Raw genomic sequence first — 23,358 nt, forward strand, 5'->3', positions numbered from 1 at the left:
CATCGGGGTAGACCCCAAACACACGAGCCAGGATTGTCCGGCGTGCGGCCACAGGGAGAAGCGACCCTTGTGGGTCAGGGAGTACACCTGCCCCGCTTGTGGGACTCCCCTGCACCGGGATGTGGCTGCCGCGCGGAACATCCTGGCTAAGGCCTGGGCTGGGCCTTCGGGGATGGATGCGGTTTTTCTGCCGCAACCTGAACCGAGAAGCCCCGTTCTTCAGAACGGGGAGTAGTCACGCTCTACGTGCGAAACATCCGCCAGGGGGCGCAGAAAGGAGCGCTGAACGCCAACCTGGACGACACCTTCCGGGTGATGTGCCAGGGGGGAGCCTTCAGCATGATCACCTACTGGTGGATGCTCCCCCAGCTGGATGACGCCAAGCAATGTCCCAAGGTAGCGGGGAAGGTGGCCCTGGCCCCGGTGCCGGGCGGAGCGGGGGTGAACGGGGGTTGGGGCTGGGCCATCCCTAAGAACAGCCGGAACAAGGAGGCGGCTTGGAAGTTTATCAGTTGGGTAGAATCCAGGGAAATCGTGAAGCGCCGCGCCCTGGCGGGCCACGCCCCCACCCGTAAGGACGCCTTCCAAGACCCCGAGGTGCTCCGCAAGTACCCCTACTACAAGGAGGCGGAGAAGATCATCGCCGGGGCTAAGAAGGTGCCGATCTTCGCCTACACCGCGGAGATGGAGGACGTGGTGGGGCGGGAGATCAGCCTGGCCGCCGCGGGGCAGAAGGGGGTAAAGCAGGCTCTCCAGGACGCCGCCAAGGGTCTAGAGGGCCTTCTGCGGAAGGCGGGGCTTCTGCGGTGAGGGCAATGGGGGAGCGGTGGACAGCCCGCCTCCTCGCCCTCCCTGGACTTATCGTCCTGGGGGCGGTGGTGGGCTTCCCCCTCCTCTACGCCCTTGCCCTCTCCTTCACGGGGTACACCTTCCTCCGGCCGGAACTCTCCCCCCAGGGGCTCGCCCGGTACCGGGAGGCTCTCCAGGACCCCTACTTTCTCCACGCCCTAGGGCTCACCGTGGTGTACGTGGCCCTCACCGTCGGCCTCAGCCTGGTCCTGGGGCTTCTCCTGGCCGTGCTCCTGCACCAAAACGTTCCCCTAAGGGGGTTCCACTACTTTGCCGTGAGCCTTCCCATGCTCATCGCCCCCGTGGGCGTGGGGCTCATCTGGAAGATGATCCTCCACCCCGAGCTGGGCATCCTGGCCTACCTCGTTGGGGGGGTGGACTTCTTCGGCGATCCCCGGTACGCCCTCCTCTCCCTCGCCCTGGTGGACGTGTGGCAACAGGTTTCCTTCGTTGCCTTGGTCCTCCTGGCGGGCCTGAGAAGCCTGCCGCGGGAGCCCGTGGAGGCGGCCTACGTGGACGGGGCCACCCCTTGGCAGGCCTTCCTTCGCGTGACCTTGCCCCTCCTCCGTCCCGTCCTTCTGGCCCTCTTGGTCTTGCAGACCCTGGTGGAGGTGCGCACCTACGACCTGGTCTACGTCCTCACCCGCGGGGGGCCGGGCTCGGCCACGGACCTGGTGAGCTACTACATCTACCGCGAAGCCTTTTTGGGCCTAGACCTTTCCGGGACCAGCGCCATGGGGTACCTGCTCCTCATCCTCTCCCTGGTATGGGTGGTGGCCTACTACCGTGTTCTGACCCGGAGCTGACAGGGAAACGGGAGATTGATGGGCGGTGGTGGAGCTGATCGGGGTGCACAAGCGGTACGGGCGGGTGGTGGCGGTGGATGGGGTGAACCTCGCCGTGCGGGAGGGTGAGTTTTTCACCCTTCTTGGACCTTCGGGGTGCGGCAAGACCACCACCTTGCGCCTGGTGGCGGGTTTCGAAACGCCGGACCAGGGGGAGGTGCGCATTGCGGAAAGGAACGTCAACCGCCTCCCGCCCGAGCAACGCCCCATCGGCATGGTATTCCAGAACTACGCCCTTTTCCCCAACATGACGGTCTACGGCAACGTGGCCTTCCCCTTGCGCCTTCGGCGTCTACCCGAGCGGGCGGTGCGGGAAAGGGTGGGGCAACTGTTGGAGATGGTCCACCTCGTGGGCCTCGAGGGACGCTACCCGCGAGAGCTTTCCGGGGGGCAGCAACAACGGGTGGCCCTGGCCCGGGCCTTGGCGCGGGAGCCCAAGGTGCTCCTCTTGGACGAACCCCTCTCCGCCCTGGACGCCAAAATCCGGGAGGAGCTTAGGGGGGAGCTCAAGCGGCTCCAGCGGGAAACGGGTCTCACCGCCCTGTACGTGACCCACGACCAGGAGGAGGCCTTGGCCCTCTCCGATCGCATCGCCGTGATGCGGGAGGGGCGGGTGGAGCAACTGGGCACCCCCCGGGAGATCTACGAAAGGCCCGCCAACGCCTTCGTGGCCCGTTTTGTGGGCGCCGGGACCCTGGTGCCGGGGGAGGCCCGGGACGGTCGTTTCCACCGGGATCGGCCCTGGCCGGTACGGGTGGAGGGGGAGGGCAAGGGCTACCTGCTCCTCCGCCCCGAGCATTTGCGCCCCCACCCGGAGGGCTTCCTGGAGGGCCGGGTGGTCCTCGCCACGTACCTGGGGAGCCTGGTGCGCCTCGAGGTGGAGGCGGAGGGGCTTGCCCTCAAGGTGGACGTGAACCCCCTGGAGGCGACCCGGCTGGGGGAAAGGCTTCGCCTAGCCCTCCCCGAGGCGGCCCCCTTTGTCAAGGAGGCAGGATGACCCTCGGTTTTCGTCCTCCCAAGGAGCGGGAAGGGTTTTTGGCCTACGCCCGGGCTTTGGCGGGTCGGTACGCATTCCTAGAGGTCCCGGGCTCGGCGGGAGAAGACCTGATGGAGGCGGCCTTGGAGGCGCGGGCCATGGGTTTTTCCCTCACCTACCACGCCCGCTATCTGGACCTCTACCCTGGCTCGGCGGTCCCCGAGATTCGCCAGGCCTCCCTGCGCCTTTTGCGGGAGGACCTGGAGCGGGCGGCCCGGATGGGAGCGGTGCTGGTGAACGTTCACGCCGGGAACATCCCTTGGACGGACTACCCGCCCCCTGGCCTTTCCGAGGCCCACGAGGCCCTGCGGGCCCAGGAGGCCCGCCTGCGGCGGGAGTACCTGGAGCGGGCCCGGGAGGGGCTGGCCCGCTTGGCCGAGCAGGCGCTGGACCTTGGGCTTCGCCTCACCCTAGAGAACCTGCCGGCGCCCCAGGAGGTGCCGCGCACGCCGGAGGAGATGGCGTTTTTCCTCGAGGTGCCCCATTTGGAGTTCTGCCTGGACCTGGGGCACGCCCGCATGGCGGGGCAGGACCCGAAGGCCTTCCTCGCCCTTCTGGGCCGCCGCCTGACCCACGTCCACGCCCACAGCAACGACGGGCGCTACGACCTCCACTTGCCCCCCCTTCCGGAGGACCTCCGGCCCTTCGCCTCTTCCCCCTGCACGGTGCTGGTGGAGCTTCCTCCCCGGAGCGTGGACGAGTACCTGGAGGTGCGCAGAGGCTTGGCCTCAACGGGGGTTCTCCCCGAGGCGAAAGGAGGTACACCATGAAGCGGTACACGGTTTGGATGGCCTTTGGGTTGGCGGGAATACTCCTTCTGGCTGTCGGCCTGCGGGGCTTTTCCGCCTGGGCCCAGGCCGGGGCGCAGCTTCCGCCGGAGCTGAACAACGCCTACATCCGCGACCTGGCCCAAAAGGCCCGGGCGGAGGGGGGCGTGATCAACAGCTACGGCATGCCCAACGACTGGGCCAACTACGGCGGCATTTACGCCGAGTTCCAGCGCCTCTTCGGCATCCGCCAGCAGGACATCGACATGGGAAGCGCCGTGGTCCTGGCCCGCATGCGGGAGGAAAAGGCGTCCAAGAACGACGTGGCCGACCTCAAACCCGCCTTCGCCATGACCCTGGCTGAGGAGGGGCTGACCCTGCCCTACCGGGTTACCGCCTGGGCCTCCTTACCCTCTGACCAGCGGGGGGAGGGCAAGGACGGCTCCACCTGGTACGCGGGATACAAGGGGACCCTGGGCTGGATCGTGAACACCCGCCTGGTGAAGAAGGTGCCCAGGACCTGGAGGGAGTTGGCGAACCCCGAGTACAAGGGGCTTATCCAGTACCTGGACCCCCGGGCCACGGGGACCGGCGTGGCCACCATCATGAGCGCCGCCTACGCCCTAACGGGCGACCCCTACAACTACAAGGCGGGGGTGGACTTCTTCGCCAGGCTCCATAGCCTGGGGGTGATCGGGGCCGTGGAGCCCAAGGTGACCACCGCCAAGTTCGAGCGGGGGGAGGTGGGCATCCTCATCAACTACGACTACAACCTCTTGGCTTGGAAGGAACGCTTCCCCTTCCCCACGGAGGTGGTCATTCCCCAGGACGGGACTCTGGCCAACGGTGGGGGCATCGTGGCCGCCCGCAACGCGCCCCACCCCAACACGGCTAAGCTCTTCCTGGAGTTCATCTTCTCCAAGTACGGTCAGAGCCTCTTTGCCCAGGCTTTTGTGACGCCCATCCGCACCGACGTGGAGCTGCCCAAGGAGATCGCCGCCAAGTTCCCGCCCAAGAGCGCCTACGCCAAGGTGCGCTTTGTGGACTACAAGAAGGAGGAGGCTATTTCCGAGGCGCTCCAAAAGTACTACGGGGAGACGATCCGTTAGCTTGAAGGGGGCCCCGGTGCGCGGCGAGCGATTTCTCCTCCTTCCCGGCTTCCTCTTCCTCCTCCTCTTTTTCGGCTACCCCCTTTACGCCATCCTGGAGCGGAGCCTCGCCGCGCCCGAGGGCCTCACCTTAGCCCGCTACGCCCGGGCCCTCACCGCCCCCGCCTACCTCGAGGCTTGGCGCAACTCCTTAGCCTTCGCCGCCCTCTCCACCCTAGCCGCAGCCTTAGGGGGGGTCTTCGTGGCCTACTGGACCAGCAGGCTACCCCTTAGGGTCAAGGGGTTCCTCATGAGCCTCTACGCCATACCCGTTTCCTTGTCCGGGCTGGTGGTGGCCTTTGGGTTTATCGTCCTTTTGGGGCGGAACGGGGTGGTGAACCACTTGCTCGGCGCTTTGGGTCTTCCCCGGTTTGACCTCTACTCCTGGCCCGGGCTCTTCCTGGTCTTCCCCTTCTACAACATTCCCCTCTTCGCCCTGGCCCTTATGCCCCTCCTGGAGACCGTGGGCAAAGGCCTGATGGAGGCGGCCCGGGCCTCCGGGGCCACGCCCTTGCAGGCTTGGACCCGGGTGCTCCTGCCCGCCCTCATGCCGGGGATCCTGGCGGGGGCGAGCGTTGTCTTCGCCGGGATGATGGGGGCCTTCGGCACCGCATTGGCCCTCACGGGCTTCGCCAAGAACCTGCTTTCCCTTCAGATCTATAGCCTGGTGGCGGAGAGCGCCTTCGACCTGCCCCAGGCGGCGGCCCTGGCGGTGGTCCTCATGGCCAGCACCGGCCTTGGGCTCTACGCCTTGGCCCTATGGGAGCGGAGGTTCCGGCCATGAGGGTGGTCGGCTGGGTCCTCTTTGGCTTTTTCCTCCTCTACCTTCTCCTTCCCATGCTGGCCCCCGTGGTCTACTCCTTCAGCCGCCTGTGGCTCGGGATCCTCCCCGAGGGGTTCACCCTGGAGGGGTATGCCCGGATCCTGCGCGACCCCAGGTACTGGGAAGCCGCCTCCCTGTCCCTGCGCATCGCCCTCCTGGCGGTGGTCCTCAACGTGGCGGTAGGGGTGCCCACGGCCTACGTGGTCCACCTGTGGCGGGGCCGGGTGGGGGAGAGCCTGGGGCGCCTCCTGCAGGTTCTCCCCCTCCTGGTACCCCCCTTGGTGGTGGGCCTTGGGTTTCTCCTGGCCTTTAACCGCCCGCCCCTGACCCTGTCCGGCACCCTTTGGATCGTGGTGTTCGGCCACGCCGCCTTAGGCTTTCCCTTTTTCTACCGCACCGTGTACGGGGGGCTAGCGGGCCTCGAGGTGCGCCTTCTCATGGAAGCGGCCCGGGCTTCGGGAGCCTCCCTCTGGCCCCGGCTACGCTTTGTCCTCCTACCCAACCTCTTTCCCGCCGTGCTCTCAGGGAGCCTGGTGGTCTTCGCCATCTCCATGGGGGAGTTCGAGGTAACCAGCATGGTGGCGGGCTTCGGCACCATCACCCTGCCCCTTCTCCTCTTCCAAAGCTTGCGGGAGGACTTCCGGACGGCTAGCGCCGTGGCCTCGTTTCTCCTTTACACCACCCTCCTGGCCCTGGCGGGACTCAGCCTGGCGCGCCGACGCTGAGGCTACTCCCCACTATAGTCCCCCCACTCGTGCAGGAGCCCCGAAGGGCCCTCCCAATAGAGGTTGCCCGCATCGTCCTGGTGGGTGGGCTCCGGGGTTTCCCCCGAGAGGAGCTGGCTCCACTCCTCGGCCATCCAGGTGTTGAAGTTTTCCCCCTCGCGCCAGGTTTCCCAGAACTCGCTTCCTGAGGAAGTGGTGTCAGGAAGGCTCTCCAGGCCGGGGGTTTCCCAGCCCCCCACACCGTAGCCCTCCGGGGTGTCCGGCATGCTGGGCAGGGCTTGGCCTCCCCATCCGGGTTCGCCCCAAGAGCCGCTGCTGGGCGGGGCCGGGGATTGCCAAGGGCTTTGAGGGGCAGCTTGGGGGTTTTGGGGAGCGGGCAGGGGAAGGGCGGGGGCGGCCAAGGGGGCGAGGGCTTCCTGTAGGGGGCCCGCTAGCCCCGCTAGCTTCCCCGGCTCCGCGGTGAGGGTAATCTGGTACCCTTCCTGGCCCAGGGTGAAGGCGTAAACCAGGAATTCCAAAGGCCGCCCTTGGTAGCTCCCCCGAGCGCTAAAGGCCACCGCCTCCCCGCTTCCCACCCGCGTCCGGAAAAGCGCCCCTGGGGTGAAGCCTTGGAGCTCCTGGGCGTGGCGTAGCGCCACTACCTGGGCGTACTGGGGGGTGGAGAGGGGCTGGGGCAAGGGCTCGCGGAGCAGGGTGATGTTTTCCCGGAAGGTGTCCCCGCGCCCTTCCAAGGGGCTCAGAAGGGCCCATCCCCCAGGGATTTCCTTCGCTTCCCAGCCTCGAGGCACCCCTAGCCGCACCTGCCCCACCTGCACCTCTTTCGGCTCCTCTGGCAGGAAACGACCCAAGAGGCCGAGGACGAACCCCGCAATCAAGAGGGCGAGGAGCCAGTCACGGCCCCTTCTAGGCCACAAAACCTGCACTTTAACCTTTTCCTTCACGAGGTCCTCCTTCCCGCAAAGGGTTGTACGCCACCACCCAGCCCGGCCGCCCCCGCCCCACATTGAAGTGAATGAGGAAGACCCCCCCCGCCACCAGGAGCCCGAGGAACCCCAGGCCTAGGAACAGGACCAGGGGCCAAGGGTCCAGGGCCACGTTCTCTTCCTCCAGACGGGATAGGCCCTCGAGGGCGAGGCGGTAAGCGCCAAGGAAGCCCACTCCCAGCAAGCCCAAGCCCAGCCAGAGCCAGGCCCAGGCCTGTCGGTAGCGCCTTCGGGCCTCCGCCCACCCCGCCAAGACTTCCTCCGGTGGGTGGAGGAGGCCGTTGAGCCAAGCGGGCCCCGTGGCGGTGGTGAGGTACTGGAGGAGGCCGGGGTGGTCCCGCCAGAAGAGGCCCAGGTGGGCGAGGAGCCGATCCCAACCGGGGAGGTCTAAAGGCAAGGGCAGGTGGGCTTCCCGAAAGCGAAGGCGAAAGAGAGGGCCTCCCTGCCATGGGGGGGCCAGGTGGAGGCGGTAGCGTTGAAGCCCGGTGGGCCGGGTCTCGAGCCAGGTCCAGGGGCCCAAAGGCCCCTCTACCCCTTGGAAGGCTTCCTTGGGATAAAGGGCTCTCCTCACCCGCACGCCCTCGGGCACCAACTCCAGAGAGAGGCCTGCCCGCTTCAGGGGTTCCCAGGCGGTGCGCAGGAGGTAAAACCCTCCCAAGACCACCCCTGCCAGGGACAGGAGGCTGAGAAAGCCCCCGCCAACGAGGGCGAGCCAGAGGAGGAAGAGAAGGCCGAGGCTTCCCCCAAGGAGGCGCAGGCGGGCTGCCTGAACTTGCCACGTATGGTAGGTAAGCCTTTCGCCCACGGTACCCTCACCTTACCCGAAGGAGCAACAGGCGCTCCACGTTGTACGTGGTGGCGGCGCTTGGCGACTCCCGCACCGCCATCTGGTACCAGAACTTGAGACGCCCCGACTGTGGGTCGTACCCCCATGCCTCAGCCCATCCCGAGGTGAAGCTCTGCCCTCCAACGCCCCCGGTGGCCAGGTACCCTTCCTCCACCACGCCATCGCCATCGAAGTCGTCCTGTAGCCGTCCGGCCTGGAAGAACCTGGCGTTCGGGGGCATCCCCTGGATGGGGGAAGGGAGGGGGGTGACCAGGTAGGGCTTCCTCGGGTTGATGGGGCAGAGGATCCCGTCCCAAGCGGGACGATTGTTGGCGCTTAGGAGCTCGCAGGCGGGGGTTACGAAGTAGGAGGTCTGGGGCTGCCCGTTCGGGCCGTAGCTTACGCCCCGGTAGACCCCTTGGGGAGTACGCTCCAGGGTGAAAAGGAGCCTTGGGGCGACCCGCTCTTCCCGGATCACCTGGTTGGTGCGGGGGTCGCGCTCCCGTTGCACTCCCCCAACCACCTCCACACGGTAGCTCGGCGCCGTGAGGACGGCCTTACCTGGGTAGGGGTAGCCGGCGGTGGCGGCGGCGTTGCAGGCGGCATAAGTCATGGGGTCCGTGGGGCCCTGGAAGGGCACCCCGCCCGGGCATAGCTGGAAGGCGGCCTGTTGTAGGCAGGCGAAGTAGCCCTGGATGCCTTGGCTCCCCCCTTGGGTCAGGTATCCCTGGCACTGGGCATGGGCCTGTTGCCGAACCGTTTCCCATGGGCCGAAGTCCGGGAGAGGGGAAAACTGCTGGGCGAAGACCCCTAGCAGCAGGAGGAGCGCTAGACCGCTGAGCGTCCACTTAGTCCCTTTCATCGTTTCCCTCCCTGGGGAAGGATGAAACCCGTGAACTCTTGCCAGCTTTCCAGGAACGTGAGGAGGAAGGCCACGATGGCCCGGTCCGTCACCCCCCCTTCCAAGAGGAGGTCCGCCTCGAGGACAGGGTAGAACCCCTCGTCCAGGTAGGCCCGGCTAAAGCGGTATTCCCGGTTCCACTGGAGGACCTTAACCAGGTGGTCTAGGGATGGCCCCTCGGGCAGGTCGGGCCGTCCCCTAAGCATGAGGCTTAGGCAGCGGGGCTCTTTCCCCTCGCAGTTGGCCAGGAAGACGCCGAGCTTTTCCCCCTTGATCTCCAGCCGGTACTCCACGGACACCCCCCAGTGGAAGACCTGCTCGTACTTCCAGCCCAGGGAGGCGAGGAGCCCCTCCAGCTCAGCTGGGGTGAGGTGGGAACGCACCGCCTGGCCCAAGGCGGGGCCGAGGAGGAGGAGGACCCCCAAGAGTCCCCGCATCAGCGCACCTCCAGGAGGGCGTAGCGGGTGCAGGGGTTCTGCTTCCGGCTAAGGTCGCAGTAGATCAGGTAAGCTAGCCAACCGTCGGGGCGGTAGGCAAACTCCACCCGGATTTCCTCGTCCTGGTAACGGTACACCGTGAGGTTCCCCTGCTTGGCCCGGGTGAACCTGCTTCCCCCAATCTCCGTCCGGCCCGTGTGCCACACCGGGGGCAGGAGAACGTCCTCCCCGTCCTGGAGGCCCAAGGGGTCGAGGAGAAAGGCGCTCTCCTCCTTGCCCTCCTCGTCCTGCACCACCTCCGTCACCTTCCAGCGGCCATTCCCGGCCGGCTCAATGCGGTAGTAAAGCCCCCCTACCGCCACGGCGTAGCGCTGGCCGTCCCCCCGCTCGCGCCCGTAGCGGAGCTCCACCACCCGGTTGGCGGGCGGGGTGAAGGGGGGCTGAGCTCTAGGGGATCCCCCCCCTGGGGAGGGCGGGGGCGGGGCGATGGGAGGCGTGGCCTGGTGCTCCCCCCCGCCCGGGAGGGTAGGGGGAATGGGAGCCCCACCGGGACCCGGCGGCATCGGCCCAGGACCTGGGGGCAAAGGGGATGGGCTTGGGCTAGGGGGGAAGGGCGCGGGGCCTCCTTGGGCAATCCTCGCCTGGGCTAGGACCTGCTGGAAAAGGGGTTGTACCTGGGGGAAGACCTGGGCGGGGGTGGTGAGCTGGAAGGCGTAAGCCCGGTTTCCCTCCACGGTGTAAACCGCTAGGTCCAGGTACTGTTGCCCTTGGAAAAGGATCTGGCTGTAGACCCCCATGGCGGGCCGTCCCGCCAGGGTGAGGCCGGAAAGGGGCTGCCGCGTGGCCTGCCCCCCTTGCGCCGCCAGGTTCTGGTCCCGCTGGGCCAGGAGCTGGAGGTTGTACTGGTGGAAGGCCTGCAGGTCCATGGGGCCGGGCAAGGCCTGGCTGAAGGCGTAAAGCTCCGCCCCCATGGGGCTCACGAAGAGGACCACCATCCCCCCTTGCTGCGGCAGTTCCTGAGCCAACTGAAACCCCTGCGGAACGGGGAAAACCAGGCCCAAGGCGGGGTTCTGGTACACTTGGCCTCCCCCCGGGCCCTGGGGTTGCCCCATGCCCGGGAGCGGGCCGAACTGGGCCAAGGCCCAAGAGGATAGGGCGGTGAGCCAAACGAAGCGCTTCATGGGTCCTCCTTTAAGGCTGGGCCGTGCCGCTCAGGTGGAGGCGGAAGACCTCCGCCCGGTAACGAAGGGTGGCCTGTTGGCCGCTTTGGGCCGAGCCCGAGATGCTGGCCCCCACGTAGAAGGTGCCGCTTCGCACCGCCTGGAGCTGGGCGGGGCTCAGGCTCGCCTGCTTCTCCACGCACACAGGGCCGCTGCTGAGCCCGCTCACCTCCCCACTCCCTTGGGCCACCTGGTTTTGGGCCTCGAAGAGGGTGCCGGCATCGCCCCCCAGGTAGGCGGTGTAACGGAGGTCGCCGCTGAAGGTGGCCCCCGGGGTTTCCGAGGTGAAGCACACCTTGAGCTCTAGGGTGGCCCCGGAGAGGGCGACCCGGCTGTCGGGGGTGTAGTTGATCTGCGCTGGACCCAAGAGCTTGGGATTAGGGCTGATGCCTCCCGCTCCTACCTGGAAGGTGCCTTCAAGCCACTCCCCCCCCACGTGGTCCATAAGGTTAAGGGTGTAGTTGAAAGGAAAGCTGCACGCCGCAAGTCCTAAAGCCAACCACCAAAAGTTCTTGAGCTTCTTCATCGCCAACCTCCTTTCACCCCTCAGTTTGAGGATGGGACCTTACACCGGCCTTAACGGTCTACGCCTCCTTCTCCTAGCCCCCCTAGGGCCCGCCCCAGGGCCTCCCAACCGAGGGGAGCGGAGTGGATGCGGCGGTGGGCGGATACCTCGGTGTCCTCCTTCCCGAACCTGGTCTTGTGCACCTTCACCTCCACGAACCCCCGGGAGCGGCAGCGGGGGCAGTACCAAAGGGCGAGCTCCAGGTAGTTGTCCGGCACCCCGGGGATCCTTTGCCAGGGCTTAAGAGAAGCTAGGCTTTCCCAAGCCTCCTCCTGGAGAAGGCTAAGGACGCTTTCTTCTTCACCTAGGAGGAAGCGGCGGCGGAGGGGAACCATCGGGGTCTGGCACGCCTCGCAGGAAGGGGTTTCCTCAACCCAGACCAAGGGCACGTACCCCGCCGCCAGGGCCCAAGCCAGCCCGCCTCCCAGGAAACGAAAGTGGTCGGCGAAGCTGTCCAGAGCCTCAGGGCCTAGGGCTTGAGAGGCCAGGGCCTGGTAGACGCCCATGGCCAGGGCTCCCCCGAGCGCCCCCTCTAGAAATAAGGCCCCTAGTTGGTGGTGCCGCAAAGCCTCCGCCCCAAGGGCCAGGGCCACGCCCTGAACCACGCCGAGGAGGCCCGCCGCCAGGACAAAAAGGAGCTGCCCGGAAAAAAACGCCCGCGCCGCGACCCTTCCCGCCCGAGCGGGGCCATCCTGCCCGAGGCTTCCCAAGAGCTCCTGGGCAAGGGCCAGATGGCCTTGGACCCAGAAGAGGAGGCTCCCCAAGAGGAAGGCCAAGGCCCCTCCGAGGAGGAGGACCCCCAGGTGGGCCGAAAGCCCTGCCCTTGCCCTTTTGTAGGCCTGGGGCGCCTCGGGTTGGTCAAAGGCCAGGGGCCCCACCCCGGGCCGCCCCGTGGCGAACTCCAACCCGCACCCCGGGCAATGGGCTACGCCTTCTTCCCGAGGCGTGGCGCAAATAGGGCAGCGCTCCACGCCTATCCCTCCTCGCGAGCGGCGACCAGGGGGTTGTAGCGGCTAACCCAACCCTGGAGCCCCCCCAGGCCAAAGAGGCTGTGCCACGTGGGCAGGAACACGAAGAGGAAAACGAGGAAGCCGAGAAGGGCAAGATACCCGCCCCACGGGGATAGGCCTAGGACCTCCAGGATGACGCCCAGTCCAAGGAGAAGAGGGGAAAACCAGAGCCTTCCCATGTCCCGGCGGTACCGCCTCCGCGCCCGTTCCCACGCCTCCAGGACCTCCTCCGGGGGGTAGAGCAAGCCGTTGAGCCAGCCCATGCCCTTGGCCCGGCTCAGGTAGCTCACGAGCCCGGGATGCTCCGTCCAGTCCAGGCCCAGGTGGGCGAGGAGCTGGTCCCAACCGGGGAGGTCCAAGGGCAAGGGGACGGTTTCCCCGAACTCCAGATGGAAGGGGTAGAGGGGACCAAAGGGGCCGGGTTTGCCTAGGGGGCCCTGAAGCCCTCGGAAGGCCGCTTTGGGGTAGAAACGGCCCCCAAGCCGCACCCCCTCGGGCTCCAGGGCCACCTCCAGCCCCCGGCGGAGGAGGGGTGCGAGTCCGGTGCGGTAAAGGTAGAGGGGGGCGAAGGCCAGGACGCCGAAAAGGAGGAGCCAGGCCCAAGCCTCCCCCTCTCGGCCCGCCTCCCAGGCAGCCCAGAGGGCGAAGAGGGTGGCCCCACCCCCGAGGAGGAACCGGAGGAGGGCCGCTTTGGTTTGCCAGGGGTGGTAGCGGAGGGTGGGCATTCGCGACACCCCTCTTGGGGTTAAGGGCCGCGGTCCAGGAGGACCACCTTGTCGGGCGAGCCAACCTGGTCCGGGGTAACCAGAAGCACGTACCGGCCGTTGGAGGAAATGTACGGTCCGAATTGGTTAGCTCCTACGAAGATAGGTACGAATCCGTGCCAGAAATCATCGGGTAGCAAGGGACGGTAAAGGCTGGAGGTACCTCCCTGGAGAGAAACCTGCACCTGGCTACCCGGCGTGCTCAGGGCACCCCCTGTACCTTCGCCCCAGCCGTCTCCACTGCCACCGCCGCCACCACTACTTTCTCCGTCCGAGCCCGCCGGGCCCGTGTCCCCCTGCCCCCCGCAGGCGGCGAGGAGGAGGGCGAGGCCCAAAATCAAACCCCACAGTCCGTGACCTACCTGCCGCATGGTCTACGCCCATCTCCATCTTCCCGACACGGGCTTACACGGGGCTTAACAGCCCTGACTGAGACTCAATACAACCCCCTGTCCCTAGGCTAGGGGGGCTCAAGTTCCTCTGTGTGACATACCTCGGGAGGCCAAGCTCCTGAGCCCCCACCACGCACCCAAACGTTCCCTGGGGGGAAAGGTCTTGGGCCTCCCAAAGCTCCGGGTAGTCCCTGGCCCCGGACCCGCCCCTCGGCCAGGAGAGCTTCCAGGTGAGCCTGGCCGAGGGGCGATGCGGCGGCGGGTCCCGGGGGCATGGCCCTGCCCCCTCTCACCGGAGCCGGGCGATGAAGCCCTTGCCCCCCAGGACGCCCACGGCGTAGACCTGATCGCCGAAGCGGCGGAGCATCTCCACCGAGCCTCCCGCGGGCCCGAGGACGAAAGAGACCGTGTGGTAGAGAGGGGACGGGCCGGGGTTGAGGAGGATGCTGTACAGAAGGACCGTGTAGGTTGGGTCGGAAGTGCTTGGGTAGAGATCTAACCTATTCCCCCCTAAAAAGACCGGAAAACGGCCGCTGTCCGAGGGATCCGAGGCCATCACATTGCCGGTTTGAAGGTCCAGGATGGGCGCATGGGAGCCCGTCATCCAGCCCTGAGCGGGGTCTAGGTCAAACCCGTACAGGGTGTAGTAGAGGGCGTCGCATTCGAGGCCATTGCAGGGCCAGTAGACGAACCAACCTTTAGAGCTAGAGCGTTGGTTGTCGAAACCATCCTTCCAGGCCCACACAGGGGAAAGGGAGAGGGCGTTCAGGCGCATGGCGTTGAGCTGGCCTAGCCCGTCCCAATCTTGGTTGCTGTCCTGTCGTGCGCTCACCCTGGTGACGTAGTACATGTAGAGGGTATCGCCCTCCACCCGGAGGACGTTGGGGGAAGAGTTCAGTGGGCCCCCGGAACGGTAACAGTTCCCGTTTTCGTCCACCTCCCGCGCCTGCTCCGGAGTACCTTGGAAGTCCTTCAGACTCTGCCCCTGGGGGCTGAACCGCTCCACGTAGAAGCGGAGGGCCGAACAGGAAAATCCACCGCTATCCCGGTAGCTAACTGGAACCGCCCCTCCCACGTAGAGGCTTTGCCCGTCGGTGGCGAGGGTGGTGGGGATGCCCCTTGCTTCGAAGGCGAGGCCGGTGGGGCTCCCGTTGCGGTAGGCCCGCACCTGGCCGTCCCAGCCCAGGGTGTAAAGGGTCCCGTCCGGGGCCACCGCCACAGCCCGGAGATCGGTGGCGGCGGGCTCCCGGTAGAGGGCCTGGGGGTTCCCCGCCTCGTCCAGGCACCAGGCCAGGCCCTGGGTGGGGGAGGTCGCCCTGGACTGCCCCCCGGCGCAGACCAGGCCCCCCGCCCCGTCCACGAGGTTGAAGCGGGAAGGCTCCCCCAGGGTTTTCACCCACAAGGGGTTGGCCCGGAGGACGGGGTAGCTGTACCTGCTCTGGGCCAGGAGGGTGCCGTCCGCCACCGCCCGGAGCTGCACCCTGGCCCGGGTCCTGAGGAGGTCGGGGTCCAGGCCCACGGGCCAGAAGTCCTCCAGGGCCGCCTCCGCCAGGTAGGTGCCCGGGTTTTGCGGGTCACGGGTGAGGGCGAAGGGGGGCCCTTCCCGCCAGGTGGCCTCGGGGGTGCCGTCGGTGCTGACAAAGCGGTACTGGAGCCTGACCTGAGGCGGTCCTGCCACTCCTTGCACGGTGAGCCGGCCCCGGACCACGGGGACGTCGGGTTTCCTTTGGAACTCGGCTTGGTTGGCCTCGTGGTCAAACTCGAAGCCGAGGGTACACGCCTCCACGGTGAGGTTCAGGTCCCCGTCCACAACCCGGTTTCCGTAGGTGACCCGCACCTTGAGGGCGTGGGTTCCGGTGGGGGCGTCCTGGGCCACAGCGACTTCTAGGGTTTGTTGCGCCTGCCCTCCCGCCGGCACGTTCAGCGTCCGCTCCACCGAGGTGGGGCTGAGCCAGGAGGGGGGCTGGCCCCCTTCGGTCACCTGGAGGGTGACCTGCCCCTGGAAGCCGCTTTGGGAAGCCAGGGTGAGGGTGAGGGTCACGGCCTGGCCGGGGCAGAGGGAGGGGTTGTTGGGGCTCAGGCCCACCAGCCGCAAGTCTGGCCCGCCGCCTCCTTGCCCCCCACAGGCAGCGAGGAGGAGGGCGAGGCCCGAGGCCAAGAGCCAAATCGCCTTCCGCATAGCACCACCTCCAACGAGGGAACCCCCTTGGGTCCCTACCCTCATCCTCCCCAAGGGGGCTTACAGGTTCCTTAACCGACCTCAGACACTCGGGACGGTTACGCCCGATATGGGGCCAAGGCCTACCCTGCGAAGCGGGGGCATTGTCTATCCCAGCCGACGCCCGGCGAAGGCCCTTGCGGAGGAGCTGAGGGGCTTTTGGGTTGGGAGGGGGAGGATAAAAAGAGCCCCGGAAGAAGGTTGCCGGAGCGGGGCTTAGCGGAGCTCTCCCTCTTTCCCGAGGAGGAGGCCAAATCTCCAGGCTCCAGGGCTTCCTCGCCGCCTTCCCCTCCATCAGCCCACCTCGAGGCCTTACCCCTGGACGGCCTCTGTCAAGGGGCGTACTGGGCGAGCTCCTGCGTCAGGATAGTCCGTCAAGCCGAGGGCTTAAGTTCTGGGTCGCCCCGGATAGGGTGCCATTGCCCTCCCTCTGTTCCCGCATTCGGGGGCATAAAATCCCCGCGAAGGCATAGGGTTGCCGGTACGTGGGGCTATAGGGAGCGTTCAGCCGACCAAATGGAACGTGGGCCTTTCGTAGGGCGCAGGCGGGGAAGTCCGGGGGTTATAGCCACCCATGCCCTTGTTTTTTAGCGATACCCGAAGATCAGGCGCAGGAGGTCCTCAGCGTAGGCCGTAGGCTCAGGAGTGCCGGGCTGAAGCCGATAGGTGCGTCTTCCATCGGGCAACCGCTCGGCTTTGAGGAAAAGCGCCGCCTCATCCCCGCGAAACGCCTCTACCAGAGCGTAGAAGTGGGTAACGTACGCCACCCGGACCCCATGGGCCGTCAAAGCCCGCACCACCTGTGCGCCCAGGGCGGACCCCTCGGCTTCGCTGGTGGAAGCGAAGGTTTCGTTCAAGAGGAGCAGGGCTCCCGGGCTCAGGTGATCCACCAAGGAAGAAAATCGCTGGACCTCTTCGAGGAACTTCCCTGCCTCTAAGGAAGCGCTCTCCTCCCTGCGAAAGTGGGTGAAGACGCCTGGGGAAATCGAGGTCGCAAAGGCCTCAGCCCCCACAAAAAGGCCCGCTTGCATCATCAGTTGGGCTATGCCGAGACTGCGCAGGAAGGTGGTCTTGCCCCCACGGTTGGCCCCGGTAACAAAGACGGGATTTTTGCCGCGGGCCTCGAGGTCATTCCCCACAACGGTGCCCTGACGCAGGGCCAACACCACGTCGTAGAGGCCGCGGAAGATCCAACCGGGACCCGCCTCCCTTGGCCACGGTTCAGGAAAGGCAACAGGTAAACCCCGCTCCCTCAACGCCCGGGCTAGGTGGATAGCCGAAAGGAGGAAGGCGGCTTCCGCTCGTAAGGCCTCGAAGAAGCGGCCCACCTCTTCGGCGGCCTGGGCCAAGGACCACGCCGCCAGAACGATCCCCTCCTCCCGCAACTCCCCGAGGATCCTCGCCCCTGACTCGTCCCGAGGATGAAGGGTAAGGGTATAGCTCTTGGGCCGCTTCCAAGGCAAAAGGGCCCTTCCCATCTCGGGCGGTATCAGAAAATATCCCTCACCCCGCCCATCGAACCGAAGTCTAGCCCCCATCCAAACCCCCCGGGAAAAGCGGAGGGCCTGGAGGTGTCCCTCCGCCTCCTGAAAAAACCGGGGCGTGAGGTGGAGGCGAAGCCTTTCCTGGAGGGCTCGAAAACCTGGAGCGGAAAAGTGAGGGCCTTCCATCAGGGCTTTTAGCTGACGAAGCCCGCTGAGGAGGGCCTCCATGGCCTTGATGGACCCATAGAGATCGGGCCGATCCCGGCGGAAAAGTCCCCAGCTCTCGCGGCGCTTCGCCTCCAAGGTGGCTGTAGATAGGCGGTAGACGGCCTCCACCAATTCGGGCTTCTCCAAGGCCTCCTGCACCGTGGCCTGGCGATACCGAATCTGGTCTAGGGTCGCGCCCAACCCTTGGGCCAGGACCTGCCGAGCCACGGCACGTAGGTAGGCGTCCCCCGCGGCCATGACCTCCCAGAGGGCTTCCAGGCCCAAGTCCGCCTCCAGGTCCTCCCAAAAGGGGGGAAAGTGGCCGTCCACCAAGAGGTCCCTTTCCGCATCCAGAAGTCCAACCCTCATTTCCCACCTCCGAGCCGCCGCCGCAACGCCGCCTCGGTGATCCCGTATCGCTCCGCCAAGGCCAAGGCATATACCTTGCCATCCGCAGGCCGGGGGACGATGCGGAAAGTGCGTCGGGACAGGTCTTCCGGATCCACCTCCGCCACGAGGCTTTTGACCCCCGGAAAATGCGATAGCACCTCCCAAAACGTCACCACCACGGCCAGGCAGGCCTTATCCGCCACCCTCTCCAAGAGAAAACTCCCTAGAACCTGGGCGTCTCGCAAAGAGGCACCGGCCAAGGGCTCGTTGAAAAGAAGCAAGGATTCCCCGCTCGCTTCCCCCAAGAGAGCCTTGAGGCGGGTAAGCTCCGCTTCCAACTGGCTTTTTAGCTCCGTGGGATCCTCTTGCGCGGGAAAATGGGTCAAAATCCTATCGGGCAGAGGGAGCCGCCCCCTTCTTCCCGGCACGGGAAGGCCCAGGGCGAAGAGGTACACCACCTGGCCCACCATGCGGGCAAAGGTGGTCTTCCCACCCTGATTGGGTCCCGTAACCACCAGGATCCGCTCTGGACCAAAGGTGACGTCGTTGGTCACGGGCCTCTTCCCCTCCGCTGCCAGCTTGAGCGCCAGCACGAGGTCAAAACTATCCTGGGCGAAAAAGGGGGGGGCGCTGGCAGGCTCGGGCAAGGTGAAGGCCAGGCCAAGGGCTTGGAGCGGCGCGATGAGGTCAAGATAGGCCAGAAAGAACCGGACCTCGCGTTCCAACCGAGCCACGGACCCGTCCCAGAAATCCGCATGGTCCCGCCGAAAAGCCTCCAGGTCGCTAAACGCTTGGGTAAAGAGAAGGGCCAGATGGTCTAGGATCCACTCCTCCACATGGTTGAGCCACGGGCTCGGCCCCTCCGGGGGTCTAGGGAGGCCTCGAGGCGTAGGCCCAAAGAAGGGAAGGAACGTGGCCTCCACTTGCTTCCCATAATCGGGCTCCCCCTGGTAGACGCGAAGCGTGAGCCGGCCCTCGTGAACGTGGAGCGCGTAGCGCACTCCTCCGAGGGCCTCGAGCACCCTTCCCGTGGCCCTGACCAAGGAGGCGAAACCCTCGCCCTCCACATAAGCCTTGAGGTAGGCGGCGTACCCCTGAAGACCTGAGGACTTAGGCCAGGACTCCTTCCAGGCACGAACCAAATCCTCCACCCCCTGGGTGTACGCCCGAGCCCCTTGGAGGAAGTAGAGCCGTTTCTGCCACACGTGACGGGCTTTTTCCGCCAGGTTAAGCCAGGTATGCGCCTCCTCCATGGCCCGCAGGAAGGACCGCAAGGGGCGAGCGCCTTCGGCGTTTCCGAGTTCCCGGGCCACCTCCTGGCGGAAGGCCACCGCCTCAGGCGAACGGAGCGGGGTGCGGAAAAGGGCTTCCAGGCCATAACCAGGGTGAGGGGCGAACAGCAGCTCTTCGAGGGCATCCAGGTGAAGGTCGCCAAAGTGCTGCGGTGGATCAGCCCCCCACGGTATGTCCCCCGAGGGTAGCTCGGGGAACAACAGGCTTGGGGTTTTGGGGACGCGTTGGGAATCCACCATGGTCTCGTTAAGGGGAACGACCCCTGCCGTCTCCCGGCAGGGGGCATGCGCCCATACGGGCGGTTCAGGAGGGCCCCACGGCCTAAGGCTTCTTGGGGGCCGAGGCCTTTGCCGACCGGGAAGCCTGCGCCGCCACCAAGCTCCCATCCTTGCCCAGGGACAGGTGGCGGTTCTTGAGGAGGGTGCTCAGGGCGTACACGTTCTTGCCCACCCGCACCCTCAAGGTAGAGAGGCTGGTGGCCATGCCCACCACCGGGTAGCGGTAGGTCTGCCCAGAGGGCAAGGCGAAAACCACATAGGCCGCCTTGCCCAGCTCCTCGGCGCTAGGTAGCACGCCCTTGCCTGTTTGCCAAAGGACAAGCCCGTGGGCGTCCTCCAGCTGGAGCGCCGTGCTGGGGGGCAGGGAGCGCGGGGGGAAGACGTTGGAAACCTTCAGCCCGTTATGCCCCCCCACCGTGGCCGCCAACGCCATCGCCGAAGCCAAAAGCAAACCCAAAACCCTTTTCATTCTCGCACCTCCGGAGCCTTCGCTCCACCTTCCATGGAAGGGGAAGATGCTGAAGCAAGCCTGAAGGTAAGCCGCACGGCATAGCCCTCTTGGTGGCGAAAGGTGAGCTCGGCCCCCAAAGCCTCCGCCACCTGGCGGACGATGCGCATGCCAAGCCCCTCACGGACGTTGCCTCTGGGCCCCGGGCCCTCATCCCATACCTCCACAAACGCCTTCCCCCCTACCGTGCCCACGCGCAGGCCCACGGCGCCTTGGCCGTGCAGGAGAGCGTTTTGCACCAGGTTGTTGAGGGCCCGCTCCAAAAGGCGGGCATCGGCCAACACCGTGGCTGCCTCCGCCTCCAGGAGGATCTCCCGCCCCTGGACCACCGCCAGGGGTTGAAAGCGGTCGAAGACCTCCCCCGCAAGCCGGGCGAGGTCCACCTCGCCCAAACGCAGGTCCAGGGCTTGGGCCCGGGACAGGGCCAGGAGGTTTTCCGCCAGGGCCTCGAGGCGCTCCGCCTGCTGCTTTAGCCGCCGGAGGGTTTGGCGGTCCACCTCCTTCGCCCGCAAGAGGGTTTCCAGCCCCACCCGGAAGGCGGCGATGGGGGTCTTAAGCTCGTGGCTGGCCAGGGCCAGGAAGCCGGCCTCCCGCTCCCTCTCCGCCTTCAACGTGACCAGGAGCTGGGCGAAGGCCTGGGCCAGGCGGGCCACCTCGTCCTTACCCGGGGGTACCGCCACCACCTGGAACCGTTCCGCCCCCTCCGCCAGGCGCCGCAAGGGGAGCAGCGCCCGGCCCACCAGGATGTAAGCCCCGGCCCCGGCCAGGAGGCCCAAAAGGAGGAAGAGGGGTAGGCTAAGCCGTAGGTAAAAGAGGGCCAACCGGTCCACCACCCCTAGGGGCTGGGCCACCACCACCCGGTAGTCCCCCCGGCTTGCGGCGTAGACCCGCCAGTTGGCCAGGGTGGTGGGGCGCTCTCCTGCGTAGGTGCGGAGAAGGCTTGGGGGCGCCTCGAGGCCCCCTTGCCAAAGGAGTTCCCCTTCCCGGTAAAGCCAAGCGGCGCCCGGGAAATCGCCTCCCAAGGCGTCCGCCTCCACCTCCGGGGGAACCAATCGATCGGGCTCGGCCAACGCGGCTTCCAGGAGCAGGTTGGCCTGAAGGCGCAGGGTCCGGTCCGCCTCCGCCACGGCCAGCCGGGTGAGCCCCACGCCCGCCAGGGCCAAGGCGAGCCCGAGCCCCAACAGGGCCACCAGGGAAGTGACCAGGGCTAGGCGGGCTCTTAGGCTCATCCGGGAACGCGGTACCCCAGGCCCCTAACCGTTTCCAGGAGGTTTTCCCCCAGCTTTTTGCGCAGGTTCTTCACGTACACTTCCACCAGGTTGGATGCGCCCTCGTACCCCGGACCCCAGATGCGCTCCAGGATTTCCTCCTTGGAGAAGAGACGGCCCGGATTAAGGAGGAAAAGTTCCAACAGTTGGTACTCCTTGGCCGTGAGGCTGACGGGGGCTCCCCCTTTCAGGACCCGCTTCGTCTCCACCTCCAACACCACGTCCCCCACCGCCACCCTTCGGGGCCGAACCTCGCCCCGCCGGAGGAGGGCCCGGGCCCGGGCCAGGAGCTCGGGCAGGGCGAAGGGCTTGGTGAGGTAGTCCTCTCCCACCTCCAGGCCCAACAGCCGATCCTCCAGCGCGTCCTTGGCGGTGAGGAAGAGGATAGGCGTGGAAAAACCGGCCTCCCTCAGGGCGCGGGCCAGGGCGAAGCCTGCCTCTTCCCCCTCCGGCAGGCGCACGTCCAGGATCAGGAGGTCAAAGGGCTCCTCCCAGAGGAACTCCCAGGCCTCCTCTTGGTTTGTGGCCCAGCGCACCCGAAAGCCCTGTTCCTCCAGGGCGCGGGCCAGGAGCTGGCCTAGGGGAAGGTCGTCCTCGAGGAGGAGCAAACGGGGATGCATCAGAGCTTCAGGGCCTGGCGCAGGGCGTAGACCTTCTGGGGGGTAAGTTTCTTGGCCCGCTCCGCCTTCACCTCCGCCGGGGTGTAGGGCTTGAAGCCAGCCGGGGGCTTGTTGCCAAAGCTGGTGGCCACGTGGTTCAGGATGGCCGCCACCTGGTCGTCGTTAAGCTGGGCTTCCCAAGCCGGCATGGCCCCGTTGTAGGCCTGGCCCTTGACCCGGATCTGGCCCTGCAGGCCGTAGAGCACCAGGTCGATCAGGTAGGTCCTCCCGTCCTTCTTGGCGAGGATCTCCGCCACGTGCCCCGCCAAGGGGGGAAAGGCTCCGGGAATTCCCTGCCCGTTGGCCTGATGGCAGGTGGCGCAGTGCTGGCCGTAAAGGGCCTGGCCGCTTTGCGCCCCAGCGAGGCCCAAGGCCACGGTGAGGAACGCAACCGCTAGCCTACGCATGCTTCACCTCCAGGCTCTTAGCCTACCACCCAGGCTGAAGCCAAACTGAAACGGCAAGGGGGAGCCCGCCTCGTGCTACCCTGGAGGCATGGGGTTATTAGGCTTGCCTAAATCCCGGCCTTGGTGGTGGTACCTGGGCCCCGGGTTCCTGGTTTCCGTGGGCTACATGGACCCGGGCAACTGGGCCACCAGCCTCGAGGCGGGAAGCCGTTACGGCTACAGCCTCCTCTTCGTGGTCACCCTGGCCAGCGCCATGGCCGTCCTCTTCCAGGCCCTGGCAGCCCGGCTGGGCGTGGCCACGGGCAAGGACTTGGCGGAGCACCTGCGGGAACGCTACCCTGGGGCGTGGGGCCGCTTCCTCTTCGCCACCGCCTTCCTGGCCATGGTGGCCACGGACCTGGCAGAGTTCATGGGCATGGCGGTGGCCCTGAACCTCCTCTTCCACGTGAACCTGGTGGTGGCCGCCTGGTTGACGTTTCTAGACGTTTTTCTCCTCCTTTACCTGGACCGCTTTGGCGTCCGAGCGGTGGAAGCGGCCATTGGCCTCCTGGTGGGGGTGGTCGGGCTGGCCTACGCCGTGGAGGTGGCCCTGGCCCGGCCGGAACCCGGGGTGCTCCTAAGGCACCTCTTCCTGCCCGAGGCGACCCTTCTGCAACCGGGCCCCCTCTACGTGGCCTTGGGGATCCTCGGGGCCACGGTGATGCCCCACAACCTTTTCCTCCACTCCGCCCAGGTCAAAAGCCGCTTGGGCGAGGAGCGGAAGCGGGTCTACCGCTACCTCCTCCTGGACACCGTCTTGGCCCTGGGCGGGGCTTGGCTGGTGAACGCCGCCATCCTGGTGGTGGCGGCGGCCGTCTTCCACACCCGGGGCTTGGCCATCACCGACCTGGGGCAGGCCTACCACACCCTAGCTCCCCTCCTCGGCCCCCTGGCCGCATGGGCCTTCGGCGTGGGCCTTTTGGCCAGCGGGCTATCCAGCACCGCCACCGGAACCCTAGCCGCCCAGGTGGTGGTGGAGGGCTTCGTGAGGGCTCGGGCCAACCCGGTGCGGATCCGCCTCCTCACCCGCCTCCTGGCCGTCCTGCCCGCCACCTTGGCCCTCAGCCTCCACGCCTCGCCCATGGGGCTCATCGTCCTTTCCCAAGTGGTGCTCTCCCTGCAGCTTCCGTTCACCCTGTTCCCCTTGGTACGCCTGGTGCGGGACCCGGCGGTGATGGGCCCCTTGCGGACGCCCCGCTGGATGAGCCTCCTGGCCCTGGGGGCCACCTACCTGGTCCTTGCCCTGAACCTCTACCTCCTTGGGAGCCTCCTCTAGACGGCTTCACCCAGGGTTCAGGAAGCGGTCCTATAACGGC

At 66.7% G+C, this 23,358-nt stretch carries 24 protein-coding genes; 9 read left to right on the forward strand and 15 right to left on the reverse strand.

The genetic code is table 11. The features are described 5' to 3' along the window. The 8 genes from ABXG85_RS11870 to ABXG85_RS11905 form a co-directional block, all read left to right on the forward strand. Window positions 1-235 (forward strand): zinc ribbon domain-containing protein (locus tag ABXG85_RS11870; RefSeq protein ID WP_353513839.1); only part of this gene is annotated, 235 nt, incomplete at its 5' end. Window positions 236-246: 11 nt separating this feature from the next. Beyond that, window positions 247-810: an extracellular solute-binding protein gene (locus tag ABXG85_RS11875; RefSeq protein ID WP_353513840.1), complete on the forward strand. Its 564-nt coding sequence runs from the start codon at window positions 247-249 to the stop codon at window positions 808-810. A 5-nt stretch (window positions 811-815) separates the two neighbouring features. Then, a complete protein-coding gene (locus ABXG85_RS11880) occupies window positions 816-1,655 on the forward strand; it encodes a carbohydrate ABC transporter permease (RefSeq protein WP_353513841.1) in 840 nt (279 codons plus the stop codon). A gap of 25 nt (window positions 1,656-1,680) precedes the next feature. Next, window positions 1,681-2,691, forward strand: a complete 1,011-nt coding sequence (locus ABXG85_RS11885; RefSeq protein WP_353513842.1) for an ABC transporter ATP-binding protein — start codon at window positions 1,681-1,683, stop codon at window positions 2,689-2,691. Further along, the gene (locus tag ABXG85_RS11890) at window positions 2,688-3,500 is read left to right on the forward strand and encodes a sugar phosphate isomerase/epimerase family protein (RefSeq protein WP_353513843.1); all 813 of its coding nucleotides are present in this window, start codon (window positions 2,688-2,690) and stop codon (window positions 3,498-3,500) included. The genes ABXG85_RS11885 and ABXG85_RS11890 overlap by 4 nt, the downstream gene beginning before the upstream one ends. Continuing rightward, complete coding sequence (locus ABXG85_RS11895) at window positions 3,497-4,606, forward strand: extracellular solute-binding protein (RefSeq protein WP_353513844.1); 1,110 nt, start codon at window positions 3,497-3,499, stop codon at window positions 4,604-4,606. The genes ABXG85_RS11890 and ABXG85_RS11895 overlap by 4 nt, the downstream gene beginning before the upstream one ends. 16 nt (window positions 4,607-4,622) lie before the next feature. Continuing rightward, window positions 4,623-5,429 carry an ABC transporter permease gene (locus ABXG85_RS11900; protein ID WP_353513845.1) on the forward strand — a complete coding sequence of 269 codons (807 nt, stop codon included), beginning with the start codon at window positions 4,623-4,625 and terminating at the stop codon, window positions 5,427-5,429. Continuing rightward, window positions 5,426-6,193, forward strand: coding sequence for an ABC transporter permease (locus ABXG85_RS11905; RefSeq protein ID WP_353513846.1), 768 nt, complete (start codon window positions 5,426-5,428; stop codon window positions 6,191-6,193). Before ABXG85_RS11900 ends, ABXG85_RS11905 begins: the two co-directional genes overlap by 4 nt. A gap of 2 nt (window positions 6,194-6,195) precedes the next feature. On the opposite strand, the gene ABXG85_RS11910 is transcribed toward ABXG85_RS11905, so the two are convergent. The 15 genes from ABXG85_RS11910 to ABXG85_RS11980 all read right to left on the reverse strand — a co-directional run bounded on the left by ABXG85_RS11910 (window position 6,196) and on the right by ABXG85_RS11980 (window position 22,003). Further along, complete coding sequence (locus ABXG85_RS11910; protein WP_353513847.1) at window positions 6,196-7,134, reverse strand: hypothetical protein; 939 nt, start codon at window positions 7,132-7,134, stop codon at window positions 6,196-6,198. After that, a complete protein-coding gene (locus tag ABXG85_RS11915) occupies window positions 7,118-7,981 on the reverse strand; it encodes a hypothetical protein (RefSeq protein ID WP_353513848.1) in 864 nt (287 codons plus the stop codon). Before ABXG85_RS11915 ends, ABXG85_RS11910 begins: the two co-directional genes overlap by 17 nt. Window positions 7,982-7,988: 7 nt before the next feature. Beyond that, window positions 7,989-8,864, reverse strand: coding sequence for a hypothetical protein (locus ABXG85_RS11920; RefSeq protein ID WP_353513849.1), 876 nt, complete (start codon window positions 8,862-8,864; stop codon window positions 7,989-7,991). After that, complete coding sequence (locus ABXG85_RS11925) at window positions 8,861-9,340, reverse strand: YbjN domain-containing protein (protein ID WP_353513850.1); 480 nt, start codon at window positions 9,338-9,340, stop codon at window positions 8,861-8,863. The genes ABXG85_RS11920 and ABXG85_RS11925 overlap by 4 nt, the downstream gene beginning before the upstream one ends. After that, complete coding sequence (locus ABXG85_RS11930) at window positions 9,340-10,521, reverse strand: DcrB/PsbP domain-containing protein (protein WP_353513851.1); 1,182 nt, start codon at window positions 10,519-10,521, stop codon at window positions 9,340-9,342. Before ABXG85_RS11930 ends, ABXG85_RS11925 begins: the two co-directional genes overlap by 1 nt. A 10-nt stretch (window positions 10,522-10,531) precedes the next feature. Continuing rightward, a complete protein-coding gene (locus tag ABXG85_RS11935) occupies window positions 10,532-11,005 on the reverse strand; it encodes a hypothetical protein (RefSeq protein WP_353513852.1) in 474 nt (157 codons plus the stop codon). A 131-nt stretch (window positions 11,006-11,136) separates the two neighbouring features. Then, on the reverse strand, window positions 11,137-12,096 hold the full coding sequence (locus ABXG85_RS11940; RefSeq protein WP_353513853.1) for a hypothetical protein: 960 nt from the start codon (window positions 12,094-12,096) through the stop codon (window positions 11,137-11,139). 2 nt (window positions 12,097-12,098) lie between these two features. Continuing rightward, window positions 12,099-12,860: a hypothetical protein gene (locus tag ABXG85_RS11945; protein WP_353513854.1), complete on the reverse strand. Its 762-nt coding sequence runs from the start codon at window positions 12,858-12,860 to the stop codon at window positions 12,099-12,101. A gap of 720 nt (window positions 12,861-13,580) precedes the next feature. Further along, window positions 13,581-15,470, reverse strand: coding sequence for a COG1470 family protein (locus tag ABXG85_RS11950; protein WP_353513855.1), 1,890 nt, complete (start codon window positions 15,468-15,470; stop codon window positions 13,581-13,583). A gap of 626 nt (window positions 15,471-16,096) precedes the next feature. Continuing rightward, window positions 16,097-17,569 (reverse strand): MutS-related protein, encoded by a 1,473-nt coding sequence (locus ABXG85_RS11955; RefSeq protein ID WP_353513856.1) that lies wholly within the window; start codon window positions 17,567-17,569, stop codon window positions 16,097-16,099. Further along, window positions 17,566-19,122, reverse strand: coding sequence for a MutS-related protein (locus ABXG85_RS11960; RefSeq protein ID WP_353513857.1), 1,557 nt, complete (start codon window positions 19,120-19,122; stop codon window positions 17,566-17,568). Before ABXG85_RS11960 ends, ABXG85_RS11955 begins: the two co-directional genes overlap by 4 nt. An 82-nt stretch (window positions 19,123-19,204) precedes the next feature. Beyond that, the gene (locus ABXG85_RS11965; protein WP_353513858.1) at window positions 19,205-19,630 is read right to left on the reverse strand and encodes a hypothetical protein; all 426 of its coding nucleotides are present in this window, start codon (window positions 19,628-19,630) and stop codon (window positions 19,205-19,207) included. Continuing rightward, complete coding sequence (locus ABXG85_RS11970) at window positions 19,627-20,898, reverse strand: sensor histidine kinase (protein WP_353513859.1); 1,272 nt, start codon at window positions 20,896-20,898, stop codon at window positions 19,627-19,629. The genes ABXG85_RS11965 and ABXG85_RS11970 overlap by 4 nt, the downstream gene beginning before the upstream one ends. Continuing rightward, window positions 20,895-21,557, reverse strand: coding sequence for a response regulator transcription factor (locus ABXG85_RS11975; RefSeq protein WP_353513860.1), 663 nt, complete (start codon window positions 21,555-21,557; stop codon window positions 20,895-20,897). Before ABXG85_RS11975 ends, ABXG85_RS11970 begins: the two co-directional genes overlap by 4 nt. Next, entirely contained in the window at window positions 21,557-22,003 is a 447-nt protein-coding gene (locus ABXG85_RS11980) for a c-type cytochrome (RefSeq protein WP_353513861.1), read from the reverse strand. The genes ABXG85_RS11975 and ABXG85_RS11980 overlap by 1 nt, the downstream gene beginning before the upstream one ends. Window positions 22,004-22,091: 88 nt before the next feature. On the opposite strand from ABXG85_RS11980, the gene ABXG85_RS11985 reads away from it, so the two are divergent. Beyond that, the gene (locus ABXG85_RS11985; RefSeq protein ID WP_353513862.1) at window positions 22,092-23,318 is read left to right on the forward strand and encodes an Nramp family divalent metal transporter; all 1,227 of its coding nucleotides are present in this window, start codon (window positions 22,092-22,094) and stop codon (window positions 23,316-23,318) included. Window positions 23,319-23,358 lie beyond the last annotated feature (40 nt).

Origin of the sequence: Thermus sp. LT1-2-5, from assembly GCF_040363165.1 — a bacterium.
Classification (GTDB): Bacteria; Deinococcota; Deinococci; order Deinococcales; family Thermaceae; genus Thermus.